Consider the following 13,514-nt stretch of genomic DNA (forward strand, 5'->3'; position numbering starts at 1 on the left):
CCGCACTGGCCTTGGCCCTGTTGGGGCATCACGGCCGGCGGCCGGGCCGGGGGCGTGCCAAGCGCCCCGGCCCGGCCGCGGGGTCACTCCGCGGGAACCGGCTTCTCCGTGCCCGCCGGCTGCTCGTCGATGTTGCGGCGCGGCCCGGTGAACCAGTGCCGGGCGCCCAGGTACCACCACACGCTGATGCCGATCAGCACGCTGCCCACCGCGATCGGCGCGTAGTTGACCGCGGTCCAGGTGAAGTCGTCGTTGAACGGCACCGCCGCGGGGGAGAACGGCATGATGAAGTAGACCGAGATCACCGCGATCTCGATCACCGCGACCCAGCACATCCACTTGTACTTCGCGCCCAGGTTCCACGGCCCGGTCTGGAACGCGTCGCCCTGCTTCAGGCGCAGCCAGATCGGGATGAGGAACGCCAGGTACAGGCCGATCACCGCGACCGAGGTCACCGCGTAGAACGCGGTCGGGGCGCCGGTCGGGCTCTTGTAGAGCGCGGGCAGCGTGATGAGTGCGGCCACCACGCAGCCGCCGATCACCGCGTTGACCGGGGTGCGGTTGGCGTCGACCTTGGACCAGATCTTCGAACCGGGGACGCCGCCGTCCCGGCTGAACGCGTACCCCATCCGGGACAGGCTGGTGACGCAGCTCATGCCGCACAGGAACTGGCCGACCACCGAGATGAGGATGACCAGCTTGGCCAGCTTGGCGCTCAGCGCGGTGGTGAGCAGGACGTCGATGGCGCCCGCGCCCCCGCTGATCGCCTCGACGTCGTTGGCCGCGAACAGGAAGGCCAGGAGCAGGATCCAGCCGCCGATCGCGGAGTAGAAGATGGACTTCCACAGGCCCTTGGCGGCGCTGACCGAGGCGCCCTTGGTCTCCTCGGAGACGTGTGCGCACGCGTCGAAGCCGGTGATCGTGTACTGCGTCAGCAGGAAGCCGAGCGGCAGCACGAAGAACCAGTACCAGCCGTCCCCGAAGCCGGAGTTGTTGATCTGCTCGGTGAAGACGAACTTGGCGTCCTGGTGCGCGTCCGGGCCGAAGACCAGGACCAGCACGACCACCAGCACACCGGCGACGTGCCACCACACCGAGATGTTCTGCAGCATCGCGATCAGGCCGTGCCCGAAGATGTTGATCAGCGCGTGCAGCGCCAGGATGCCCAGGAACAGCAGGAAGACCGTGTTCAGGTCGCCGTCCCAGCCGGGCGAGTACATCTTGATGAGGATGTTGAGGAACGTCGCGCAGCCGTAGTCGACCGATGCGGTCACCGCGATCAGGCCGACCAGGTTGAGCCACCCGGTGAACCAGCCGTGGATCGGCTTCCCGAGCGTCGCGGCCCACCAGTAGATGCCGCCCGCGGTCGGGTACGCCGACACCAGCTCCGCCATGCAGAAGCCGATGATCAGGATGAACGCCGAGATGATCGGCCAGCCCCAGGCGATGGCGATCGGCCCGCCGTTGTTCCAGGCCTGCCCGAAGGTGGTGAAGCAGCCGGCCAGGATCGAGATGATGGAGAACGAGATCGCGAAGTTGGAGAACCCGCTCCAGGTCCGGGACAGCTCCTGCTTGTAGCCGAGCTGGGCCAGCCGTTCCGCATCCGCGTCGTGCGGGTCGGGCGCGGCCTGCGGAGCATCCTCGGGCACAGTCGTCGCCATGGCACCTCCTAGGGGTGGTCAGGGGGCGGTCGGCCGGGCCCCGGCAGGTCCGGCCGGTGGTGCGTTGCGTCCCGCCGCACGGTCCAGGAGCCGCCCGAAGTCGGCGGCGTCCAGGGCGTGTACGGCCCGTGCCCACTTGTCCGCCGCCTCGGCCCCGTAGTCGAACGCGGGAGTCGCGGCGGTGTCGGCGAGCAGTCCGTGGTGGACCGAGAACCACAGGGTCCAGGCGAAATCCGAGGCGATGCGGTTGAGCCGGACCCGGGCCGTGTGCCGGGGACTCGACTCGGCGCCGAAGTACGCGGCGGTCAGCGCCTCCACCGCGTCCGGGGCCAGCTGCGCCTCGGCGGCGATGTCGCCCAGCTCGAAAGCCGGGTCGTTCATGCCGGAGAGCTGGTAGTCGACGATGCGGACGCGGCGGCCGTCGTCGATGAAGTTGGCGGGCAGCAGGTCGTTGTGGCAGGGCACCGGCGGCAGCGCGGCCGCGGCCAGCGCCGCCTCGATGCGGTCCAGGTCGGCCAGCCGGACCGGGTAGTCCGGCGGGACCGGCAGCCCGTGCCGCAGGCAGCGCCCGAGCAGTTCCTCGGCCTTGCGGAAGATGTCGAAGCCGTTGCCGAAGCGGGGCGTGCGGGCATGCAGGCGGCGGCAGGCCGCGGCGATGCGCACCAGCGTGCCCGGGTCCGCGATATCGCGTGCCTCCAGAGTCCGGCCCTCGACGAATTCCAGGACCAGGACGGCCGGTTCGTCGAGCGCGCCCAGCACGCGCGGGCCGACCCCGGAGCGGGCCGCGGCGGCGGTGTTGGCGATCTCCTGGCGGCCGGGGACGCCCAGGCCCGCGGCGCTCACCCCGGGGTCCAGGATGCGCAGGATGCACCGCCCGGCGGCGCCGTCCACGCGGAGCACGCGATGGCTGAGGCCGCCCGTCAGCGGCGTGAAGGACGGGGCCGGGCCGGGGTCGAGGCCGGCCCGCACCAGCAGGTCGGCGAAGAGGCCAGTGTCGTCGGTGGCAGCCGTCACGGTGTGTCCCAGCGGGTCGGCAGGGGTCGGCACTACGCAATGGGTTGCCCTTAACCCATTCGAAACAGGGCAGCGGGCAAGGCAGTCGAAGAGGCGCGAGGGCAGAGCTTGACGTGCGGTGCTGTGGAAGTCTGCGAGTCCGCGCCGGTGGCGTCAAGAGGCCGCTGCGGGGAACTTTGGTCCGACCGATGCACCAATTGGTATGTCCTTTAGTGCTGTTCCGATGATAGGAACAGCGGTATGCCCGTCGACCAGGACGACCTGCCCCCGCACCCCGCCGAGGCGTCGCTGCGCGGACGCGCCTGGCGCGGTGTCGCCGACACCATCCGGGCCGGCGGATACCGCCCCGGCGACCGGCTTCCGTCGGAACGCGAACTCGCCGACCGGTTGGGCGTCTCCCGCTCCACGCTGCGCCTCGCGCTGCACGACCTGGAGCGCTCCGGGTTCGTGGTGCGGCGGCCCGGCCGCGGCGGCGGGACCTTCGTGGCCGCCCCGAAGGTCGAGCGCGACCTCGGGTCGTTCGGCGGCCTGGCCGACTACATCCGCCGCCAAGGCCTCGAAGCCGGCGCCCGGATCCTCGCGGTCGTCCTCGCCCCGGCCGACCCGCGGGCCGCTGCGGCCCTGCGCATCGACCCGGACGCACTCGCCGTGCACATCACCCGCGTCCGCCTGGCCGACGGCGAGCCCATCGCCCTGGAACGCTCCCGGTTCCCCGCCGAACTGTTCCCCGATCTCGCCGAACAGGCGCTCGGCGGCTCGGTCTACGAGCTGCTCCGCACCCGGTACGGGCGGGCCCCGCAGCACGCCGTCGAGCGCATCGAACCGGTGGCGGCCGACGACGAGATCGCCGCACTCCTCGAAGTCCCTTACGGAACCCCGCTGCTCGCCATCGAGCGGGTCGCCTACGACGCGGCCGGCGTCCCGGTCGAGCATGCCGACGACCTCTTCCGCGGCGACCGCACCAGCGTCGTCGTGTGGACCGCGCACGCAACGGAAGGAACCGCGACGTGAGCCCTGCCGACGTGACTGCGACTGCTGCCGACGTGTCCGGTGCGGACGCCACCAGAGCCGAACCGGCTGCCGGCCCGGGCGGCCGCGAACTACCCTCCCGGGCCCGCATCGTGGTCATCGGCGGCGGCGTGGGGGGCACCAGCGTCGCCTACCATCTGGCCCGCCGCGGCGAACGCGACGTGCTGCTCGTCGACCGCGCCGAACTCACCAGCGGCTCGACGTTCCATTCGGCCGGCCTGGTCGGGCAGCTGCGCGCCGACCCGACGCTGACCCGCATGAACATGTACTCGGCCGAGCTGTACCGCGAACTCCAGCAGGGCGACAACCCGCCCGGCTTCGTCGAATGCGGCGGCATCAGACTCGCCTGCACGCCCGACCGCATGACGGAGATCCGCCGCCAGATCGGCTGGGCGCAGACCATGGGCCTGCCGCTCGTCGAGATATCCCCGGCCGAAGTGCTCGGCCTGTTCCCCCTGGCGGACGTCTCCGGGGTCCTGGGTGCCGCCTACCTGCCCACCGACGGCTACGTCGACCCGTCGCAGCTCACGTATGCCCTCGCGGCCGGCGCCCGGGGCGGCGGCGTCGCGATCGCCACGCACACCCGGGTGCTCGGCATCGACACCGCGGACGGGCGCGTCACCCGGGTCCGCACCGACCGCGGCGACGTCGAGACGGAGATCGTGGTCGACTGCGGCGGCATGTTCGCTGCGGAGATCGCCCGTATGGCCGGGGTCCGCGTGCCGCTCGTCCCGATGTCGCACCAGTACGTGGTCACCGAGCCGATGCGGGAGCGCGGAGGCCCCCGGCTGCCGACCCTGCGCGACCCCGACAACCTCGTCTACTTCCGCGAGGAGGTCGACGGCCTGCTGATGGGCGGCTACGAACGCCGCTCCGCCTCCTGGTCGCTGGGCCGCGGTGCCCGCGACGCGGTGCCGCCGGACTTCAACGGGCGTCTCCTGCCCGAGGATTGGCCGCGCTTCGAGGAGATCACCGAGAACGCGGTGCGGCGCGTCCCGGCCCTCGCCGACACCGGCCTGCGGCGGCTCGTCAACGGCCCTGAGGCGTTCACCCCCGACAACGAGTTCTGCCTCGGCGAGACCGAGGTCGGCGGGTTCTTCGTGGCGGCCGGCTTCTGCGCGCACGGCATCGCGGGTGCCGGCGGCATCGGCCGGCTCATGGCCGACTGGATCCTGGACGGCGAGCCCGGCCTCGACGTGCACCACATGGACATCCGCAGGTTCGCCGCGCACTACCGGTCGCCCGGCTACACCCTCAAGCGGACCGTCGAGAACTACGAGAGCTACTACGACATCCCCTTCCCCGGGCGAGAGCGCCGCGCGGGACGTCCGCTGCGGGTCTCGCCGGCATACGCGTGGCATGCGGCGCATGGCGCGGTGTTCGGCGAGAAGGCGGGCTGGGAGAGGGTGAACTGGTATGCGGGGAACGCGGATCAGACTGCGGATCAGCGTGCGGATCCGAGCGCGTCCGAGGCCATGCGCCCGCGGGGTTGGGCCGGGCGGGACCACACGTCCGCCGTCGCGGCGGAGCACACCGCGACCCGCACCTCGGCCGGGCTGTTCGACGAGTCCTCGTTCGCCAAGATCGAGGTGACCGGCCCCGGCGCGGCGGCGCTGCTCGAATGGCTCTGCGCCAACCGCGTCGCGCGCGGCATCGGGGACATCACCTACACGCAGATGCTGAACGCCCGGGGCGGCATCGAGTCCGACATCACCGTCACCCGGACCGCCGAGGACGCCTTCATGGTGTTCACCGGCACCGCATTCGGGACGCGCGACCTGGCGTGGCTGCGCAAGCACGCCCCGCGGGACGGGTCGGTCCGGATCGCCGACGTCACCGGCGCCTACGCGTGCTTCGCCCTGTGGGGCCCGCGGGCCCGCGACGTGCTGGCACCGCTCACCCCGGACGCCGTCGACGATGCCGCGCAGCCGTACCTGACCTCGCGCGAGATCACCGTCGGGGACGTCCCGGTACGCGCGGCACGCGTGACCTTCGTGGGCGAACTGGGCTGGGAGCTCTCGTGCTCCGCCGAATACGGCGCCGCCCTGTGGCGCACGCTGGCCGAGCTTCCCGGCGTCACTCCGGGCGGGTACCGGGCCATCGAGTCGCTGCGCCTGGAGAAGGGCTACCGGGTGTGGGGGAGCGACCTCACCCCGGAGGTGAACCCGTACGAGGCGGGCCTGGGCTTCTGCGTACGCCTGGGCGAAGACGAGAAGCCCGGCGGATTCCTCGGACGCGAAGCCCTTGTGCAGGCCCGGGAATCCGGGATCACGCGCCGGCTGTCGTGCCTGCTGCTGGACGACCCGCGCGCGGTGTGCCTGGGCAGCGAACCCGTGCTGGCGGACGGCGCCGTGGTCGGCCGCGTGACGTCTGCGGGCTACGGCCACACCGTCGAACGCTCCATCGCCTACGCCTACTTGCCCGTTGCCCTGGCCAAGGCCGGCACCCGGATCGAGATCGGGCTGTCGGGAGAGCGCTGCGGCGCCGAAGTGGCAGCCGGAGTTCTGTACGACCCGAAGGGGGAACGGGTCCGTAGGTGAATACGCCGATTCTGACAAGACGATATTGCGTTGAGATGAGCGCAGGGTCGCCCCTAGGGTGTGCCGGGTGACGAAGCTGAACCAGATCATCGCGGTGGAGAAGGGCGTCAAGAGCAAGTCCTTCCAGGAGCTCACCCAGGCGCATCAGGACTTGCAGAAGTCCCCTCTGCTGTCCGGCATTTCACGGACCTACCAGGCCAAGGACGAAGAGGGCGAGCAGCTCCCGCCCGAGTCGACCCGGGTCCAGGTGCGGGCCGAGGACGTGCTGCGCAGCACGGCGGCGACCCTGACCCGGCTCTTCGACGTGACCGCGACCAAGGACTGGGCGAACTGCGAGGCCCGGGCCGACGTGGTGGTGGCCGGCACGCCGCTGCTGCGTGACGTCCCGGTGAGCTACCTGCTCTTCCTCGAGAAGCAACTCGTCGACCTGCACACGTTCGTGCGCAAGCTCCCCGTGCTCGACGCCGCCGAGACGTGGTCGCTGGACGCCTCGACGGACGCCTGGCGCACCGATCCGGTCCGCACCGTGCGCACCAAGAAGGTGCCGCGCAACCACGTCAAGGCCGAGGCCACCGCCGAGCACCCGGCCCAGGTCGAGATGTACTTCGAGGACGTCCCGGTCGGCTACTGGACGACCGTGAAGTTCTCCGGCGCGCTGCCTGCCCGGCGGATCAACGAACTCGTCGACCGGGTCGAGAAGTTGCAGCACGCCGTGAAGTTCGCCAGGGAAGAGGCGAACAGCGCGGAGGTGCAGGACCGCAACCCCGGCGCCGTGGTGTTCGACTACCTGCTCGGGTAGTCTCCGAAGCCCCCGCCGGACGGCAATCCGGCGGGTCCGGCCGGGCACCCCGCCCCGCGCAGGGGCGGACCGGCCACCCACGCTCAATCTGAGACTCGTCGTGACGACGCGGTCAAGTGGGGGTTCGAATCCCTCCCCCGGCACTCCTGCCGGGGTAGCCCAAATCGGCAGAGGCAGCCGCGATCAACTTCAACGTCCTGCCCAGTTTGAGTATTCGCCACCGGCGGCCCGGGTCGACCGGGTGCGGGCGGTCATCGTCGGATGCGGGTTCGATTCCCGCTTCCCGCTCTCCCTGCGGGAATGGTCCAACGGGAAGACACGGCGACTTCACGGATGACCTGCGCCCTTAAACGTATCGGGCGGCACGAATCGGTGGCACACCAGGAGCCCGGGGGCAGGATAGGCCCCCGGGTTCCGTCGATCGAGTGAACGAATCCGCGGGTTGTGCGGAGCGTAATCAAGCGAATGCATTGCGTGATATTCTTGGCATAGTCGCTTACGGAATGGTTGCGAATTTCGCAGTTCCGTCGTGATTCGGTCCGGATTTCATGACGACGGACCCGGCGGCCGACACCCGGCAACCCCCGCTGATGTTGTGTGCGGTATCTCGACCTCCTCGATCGAGTGAGGAAGAGGTACACCGTTCGACGCACACGGAGGTGTCCCCGTGAGTACTTGGGGCTGGAAGTGTCAGAACACGTCCTGCTCGGCCAACCGAGGACGGGACCGTCAGCGGTACGTCTCCGCGCATGCGGCAGCAGTCGCCGGGCGCGCACACACCTCGGCCACCTCGCACCCCACCACGGTGGTGGAGTTCCGGTGACACACAGCAGGCGGGGCGGGCCCCCGCCCCCCCCCCCCCCCCACCAAACCCCCCACCCCGCCGCCCGCCTCACTTATCCGACAAGCCGGCAGCCGCGTGTCGCGCTGCCCGGCCGGTACTACCGGCGGCCGCGCGAGGGGCCGCCGTCACCCTCCACAAGACCGGCACGCCGCAGCGCATCGGCCAACGCACCACTGCCCGCAGGGGAGTTGCCGCGGCTCGCGCCGCGGTCGTTCCCGCCCCGGTCGTTGCGGCCGCGCTCGCCCCGGTCGTCCCGGCCGCCGCGATTGCCCCGGCCGCCCTGACCGCCCTGGCCACCGGAACCGCCGGAGCCGCCCTGGCCCTGGCGGCCGCCGCGCTGGTCGCCCTGCTGCGGACGGCGCGGGCCCGGCGCGGTACGCCGGCCGTCCGCCCCGCCCGAGCCCGAACCGGCCCCGGCTGCTTCGTCCTCCAGGCGCAGCGTCAGCGAGATGCGCTTGCGCGGGATGTCCACGTCCAGCACCTTCACCCGCACGATGTCGCCGGGCTTCACCACATCGCGCGGGTCCTTCACGAACTGGTCGGACATCGCCGAGACGTGCACCAGGCCGTCCTGGTGCACGCCGACGTCCACGAACGCACCGAACGCCGCGACGTTGGTGACCACGCCCTCGAGGAGCATGCCGGGCTTGAGGTCGGTGAGCTGCTCGACGCCCTCCTTGAAGGTCGCCGTCTTGAACGCCGGGCGCGGGTCGCGGCCCGGCTTCTCCAGCTCGGCCAGGATGTCCGTGACGGTCGGCAGACCGAACTTCTCGTCCACGAACTCCTTGGGGCTCAGCCCCCGCAGCACGGCGCCCTTGCCCATCACCGCGGTCACGTCGCCGCCCACCGCGGCCGCGATGCGCCGCACCACCGGATAGGCCTCGGGGTGCACGCTGGACGCGTCCAGCGGGTCGTCGCCGTTCGGGATGCGCAGGAAGCCCGCGCACTGCTCGAACGCCTTCGGGCCGAGCCGGGCCACGTCCTTGAGCTGCTTGCGGTTCTTGAACGGGCCGTTCGCATCGCGGTGCAGCACGATGTTCTCGGCCAGGCCGCCGCCGATGCCCGACACCCGGGTGAGCAGCGGCACCGATGCGGTGTTCACGTCCACGCCGACCGCGTTCACGCAGTCCTCGACCACCGCGTCCAGCGAACGGGACAGCTGGAGTTCGGACAGGTCGTGCTGGTACTGGCCGACCCCGATCGACTTCGGGTCGATCTTGACCAGCTCGGCCAGCGGGTCCTGCAGGCGGCGCGCGATGGACACCGCGCCGCGCAGCGACACGTCCAGATCCGGGAGTTCCTGCGAGGCATAGGCGGACGCCGAATAGACCGACGCGCCCGCCTCGGACACGACGATCTTGGTGAGGTCCAGCTCGGCGTGCCGCTTCATCAGGTCGCCGGCCAGCTTGTCCGTCTCGCGTGATGCGGTGCCGTTGCCGATCGCGACCAGCTCGACGTTGTGCGCCTTGGCGAGGCGGGCGAGCGTGTCGATCGACTCGTCCCAGCGGCGCCGCGGTTCGTGCGGATAGATCGTGTCGGTGGCCACCACCTTGCCGGTGGCGTCCACCACCGCGACCTTGACGCCGGTGCGCAGGCCGGGGTCCAGACCCATCGTGCTCCGGGTCCCGGCCGGCGCGGCGAGCAGCAGGTCGCGCAGGTTCGCCGCGAACACCCGCACCGCCTCGTCCTCGGCGGCCTGCCGCAGCCGGCCGCGCAGGTCGATGCCCAGGTGCACCAGGAACCGGGTGCGCCAGGCCCACCGCACGGTGTCGCCGAGCCACTTGTCCGCGGGCCGCCCGCGGTCGGCGATGCCGAACCGCTGCGCGATGCGCCGCTCGTAGTCGGTCGGCCCGGCGGCCGGGTCGGCCGGCTCGTCGTCCGGCTCCAGGGTGAGGGTGAGCATCTCCTCCTTCTCGCCCCGGAACATCGCCAGGATGCGGTGCGAGGGGAGCCGGGTCAGCGGCTCGGAGAAGTCGAAGTAGTCCGAGAACTTCGCACCGGCCTCCTCGCGGCCCTCGCGGACCTTGGCGGCCAGCCGGCCCCGCGTCCACATCCGCTCGCGCAGCTCGCCGACCAGGTCGGCGTCCTCGGAGAACCGCTCGACCAGGATCGACCGGGCGCCTTCCAGGGCGGCCGCCGCATCGGCGACGCCCTTGTCGGCGTCCACGTAACCGGCCGCGGCCCCCTGCGGGTCCTGGCCGGGGTCGCCGAGCAGCAGGTCGGCGAGCGGTTCGAGGCCCGCCTCGCGCGCGATCTGCGCCTTGGTGCGCCGCTTCGGCTTGTACGGAAGGTAGATGTCCTCCAGCCGCGCCTTCGAGTCGGCGGCCAGGATCTGCTCGCGCAACGCGTCGTCGAGCTTGCCCTGCGCCTCGACCGATTCGAGGATCGCCGCCCGGCGGTCCTCCAGCTCCCGCAGGTAGCGCAGCCGCTCCTCGAGGTTGCGCAGCTGCGTGTCGTCGAGGGTGCCGGTCACCTCCTTGCGGTAGCGCGCGATGAACGGCACGGTCGCGCCGCCGTCCAGGAGTTCGACTGCGGCCTGCACCTGCCCTTCGCGTACGCCGAGTTCCTCGGCGATCCTCTTGTTGACAGAGGGTGTGGACGTCACCACGGAGCTGAACCACCTTCACACTGGGGTACCCGGGCATTCTGCCGATGTTGGGCCCCGAATGTCGCACCGGCGGCATGTGCGCGTGTCCCCGTCGGGCCGGGGCCGGACCCGGCGCGCGCCCGGCGCGGACCCCCGTCCCGGGTGCAGGGCCCAGACTGCGCAGGTCGGCGCCGTGCGCCCCGCGCGATCGGAACGGTCTGCCGATCAGCTGACTATCCGTTATATCCCTTGTGTGGCATGCGTGTCGTTCGGCCGGTGACGGCACGGTGAACACCGGTGGACGCGCCGAGGAAAGCTCCGCGGCCACTCGTCTCGGCCCGCGGCAGCCGCCGATCGCGCAGGTAGCGTTCGAAATCATGGACGGAAACCGAACCGGACTGCGGCCGCACCGACTTGGTGACGAAGAGCCCTCTGAGGAGCCCCGTAAGCGCACGCTGCGCCGGGGCAAGCGCGACCGGGCGAAAGTCCCGGTCGAGGCGGACGCCGGCAAGCGGGCCGCGGCCGGAGCGGCGGCATCGGCTGCCGGTTCCGGTTCCGGTTCGGCCCGGGTGTCCGCGGACTCGCCGGCTTCTGCGGGGACGGGCGGGGACGGCACTGCCGCCGCGCCGGGACGCCTGCGCAGGCTGGTGCGCCGCCCCGACCGGCTGACCGGAACCGTCGCCGTGACCCTGGCCGGCGTCCTCGTCGCGGCCTCGGTCGTGGTCGGCCTCGGTGCCTCCGGATCCCTGCCCAAGCCCGGCAACCTCGGTGCCTGGCTGCCCAGTTCCGGCAACGGCACGGCCTCGCACGTGAACGGGCCCACCGGCCGCACCGACGGCCGCATCCAACTCCCGGGCACCGAAGGGCACCCGCTGCAGGTGGCCGAGGACGGCGCGAACGTCTTCGTCGTCGACCAGCAGACCGGCGTGGTCTCGCGGATCGACCCCGGCCAGTTGTCCGTCCCGTACCGCTACGACTACGGCACGCCCGGCCTGCGGCTGGTGGCAGGCGGCGGCAGCACCTGGCTGGTCGACGAGGCGCAGGGCAGCATCCGGCCCATCAACCCGGTGGACCTCGTCCCGCTTTCCGGGCCGGTCGACCTCGGCGACAAGCCGCTCGGCCGGGCCCAGGCCGACTCGCGCGGCACGCTGTGGGTGCCGCTGCCCGGCAAGGGCCAGGTCGTCCCGGTGCGCGGCGCGCAGCCCGGCGTCCCGATCCGGGTCTCCGAGCCCGGCAGTGCCCTGCGCCTGACGCTCGCCGGCGACCGCCCGGTGGTCACCGACCCGCGCGCGGGCGTGCTGACCGTGGTCGCTGCGGGCGGCCCGACGCTGACCATCCGGCTGCCCGACACCCTCGGCCGCGCCGACCACGACCTGCTGCTCGCCCCGGAGACCACGCCCGGCTCGCTGGTGCCGGTCCTCGCGAGCGACACCGGGACCCTGGTCCTGGTCGACCTGGACCACGGCTCGGTCACCGCGGTGCCGCTCGGCATCGGCGGCCGCGCCGGTTCGTACGCACCGCCTCAGGTGCTCGGCGCCCGGGTCTACATCCCGGACCGCGGGCACGGCAACCTCATCGTCTACGACACCGCCAAGGCCCAGTTCGACCCGCAGATCAAGGTCACCGGCAAGCCCGGACCGCTGGAGTCGTTCGTCCGCGACGGCATGCTGTGGGTCAACGACCAGAACAGCTCCGCCGCGACCGTGGTGGACGCCACCGGTGCCGCCCACCCGGTCGGCAAGTACGCACCGGACGCACCGGTCGGCGGGGGACCCGACGGCACCGGCACGGGGACGAGCGGGACCGGCGACAGCAGTGCCGGCGGCGGTGCCGAACCGCCTGCCCCGGCATCCGTCGGCGGGGGTTCCGCGGGCGGTTCCGGCGGCGGCCCCGCCGGCGGCAACAGCGGGGGCAATGGCAACAGCGGGGGCAACGGCGGGGGCAATGGCAACGGTGGCGGGAACGGCGCTTCCACAGGCGGGAGTTCCGCCGGTGGCAGCGGCGGTCAGCCGACCGCGGCGCCTTCGCAGCCGCCCGTGATCGTGCTGCCGCCGCTCCCGACCGACGTCCCGGTCCCGCCGGGCCCGACCCCGACCGCCGGTCCGGAGCCCACGCCGACGGCGACCGTCCCCACGACGCCGCCGACCACCCCGGCGCCGACCACGGCGCCGCCGACCACCACCGCACCCACGACGCCGGCGCCCACGACGCCGGTGCCGACCACCGCCGCGCCGACGACGGCCGCGCCCGCCACGTCGGCACCCGCGACCAGCAAGCCGCCGACCACGTCGCCGACGCCGACCACGCCGCCCGGGCAGCCGGAGGCGACCTCGGGCCCGGGGCGCATCGTGATCACGTTCGCCCCTTCGGGCGGAGCCCGGCCGCACAGCTACTCGCTCACGAACGTGGCGACCGGCATGAAGGTGAGCCCCGCGACCGTCGACTCGGACGGACCGTTCCAGTTCACCGTCTCGGGCGGCTCGTGCGACCAGGAGTACAGCTTCAAGGTCGTCGCGCACTACGTGGGCGGGACCGCGACGTCGCCGGCCTCGGTCCCGGTCCGCCCGTGCACGGTGCCCGGCTCGGTCGGCAAGGTGACCGCGAAGCCGTCGACCAGCGGTACCGGCGGCACGATCAGCTGGAGCGCGGCGGCCCGCAACGGGGCGTCCGAGGTCTGGTACACCGTCGAGGTCGACGGCCGGACCCAGGAGACCCGTTCGCTTTCGCTCGCCCTCGACGGGGTCAAGTCCGGCAAGGTCCACCAGGTCACCGTCACCGCGGGCAGCGCGGCGGGCTGCGGCCCGGTCGGCACCGCGTCGCTCGACCTGCGGCCGGTGGCGACCGCGTACCCGCACACCATCGCCCCCGGGCCGAACGCCCCGGCCGGCGCGGGGATGGACACGGCACCGCAGACGCGGCAGCCGGTCGGCACCGTGAAGGCCGCGGATGTACGGCCGGGCGGCGGCGCGACGCCCGAGCCGGAGCGGCCGCGGACCGACGGGACCGCCGCGGCGGCACCGCGCCTTCGCGAGGTGTGATC

At 72.3% G+C, this 13,514-nt stretch carries 7 protein-coding genes; 4 read left to right on the forward strand and 3 right to left on the reverse strand.

Annotation, left to right across the window (positions count from 1 at the left end):
• Window positions 1-83: 83 nt before the first annotated feature.
• The gene (locus tag LZ495_RS12885) at window positions 84-1,661 is read right to left on the reverse strand and encodes an amino acid permease (RefSeq protein WP_235052265.1); all 1,578 of its coding nucleotides are present in this window, start codon (window positions 1,659-1,661) and stop codon (window positions 84-86) included.
• Window positions 1,662-1,679: 18 nt separating this feature from the next.
• A complete protein-coding gene (locus LZ495_RS12890) occupies window positions 1,680-2,675 on the reverse strand; it encodes a choline/ethanolamine kinase family protein (RefSeq protein WP_235052266.1) in 996 nt (331 codons plus the stop codon).
• A 240-nt stretch (window positions 2,676-2,915) separates the two neighbouring features.
• Here LZ495_RS12890 and LZ495_RS12895 point away from each other — a divergent pair, with 240 nt between their 5' ends.
• From LZ495_RS12895 to LZ495_RS12905, 3 genes are all read left to right on the forward strand, one after another.
• Window positions 2,916-3,686: a GntR family transcriptional regulator gene (locus LZ495_RS12895; protein ID WP_235052267.1), complete on the forward strand. Its 771-nt coding sequence runs from the start codon at window positions 2,916-2,918 to the stop codon at window positions 3,684-3,686.
• On the forward strand, window positions 3,683-6,244 hold the full coding sequence (locus tag LZ495_RS44795; protein ID WP_235052268.1) for a GcvT family protein: 2,562 nt from the start codon (window positions 3,683-3,685) through the stop codon (window positions 6,242-6,244). Before LZ495_RS12895 ends, LZ495_RS44795 begins: the two co-directional genes overlap by 4 nt.
• 67 nt (window positions 6,245-6,311) lie before the next feature.
• Window positions 6,312-7,043: a DUF7873 family protein gene (locus LZ495_RS12905; RefSeq protein WP_235052269.1), complete on the forward strand. Its 732-nt coding sequence runs from the start codon at window positions 6,312-6,314 to the stop codon at window positions 7,041-7,043.
• A gap of 941 nt (window positions 7,044-7,984) precedes the next feature.
• On the opposite strand, the gene LZ495_RS12910 is transcribed toward LZ495_RS12905, so the two are convergent.
• Window positions 7,985-10,492, reverse strand: coding sequence for a Tex family protein (locus tag LZ495_RS12910; protein WP_235052270.1), 2,508 nt, complete (start codon window positions 10,490-10,492; stop codon window positions 7,985-7,987).
• Between the two features lie 359 nt (window positions 10,493-10,851).
• Between LZ495_RS12910 and LZ495_RS12915 the strand changes: the two genes are divergently transcribed.
• Window positions 10,852-13,512 (forward strand): NHL repeat-containing protein, encoded by a 2,661-nt coding sequence (locus tag LZ495_RS12915; RefSeq protein ID WP_235052271.1) that lies wholly within the window; start codon window positions 10,852-10,854, stop codon window positions 13,510-13,512.
• Window positions 13,513-13,514 lie beyond the last annotated feature (2 nt).

Origin of the sequence: Yinghuangia soli (assembly GCF_021502675.1) — a bacterium.
GTDB lineage: Bacteria > Actinomycetota > Actinomycetes > Streptomycetales > Streptomycetaceae > Yinghuangia > Yinghuangia soli.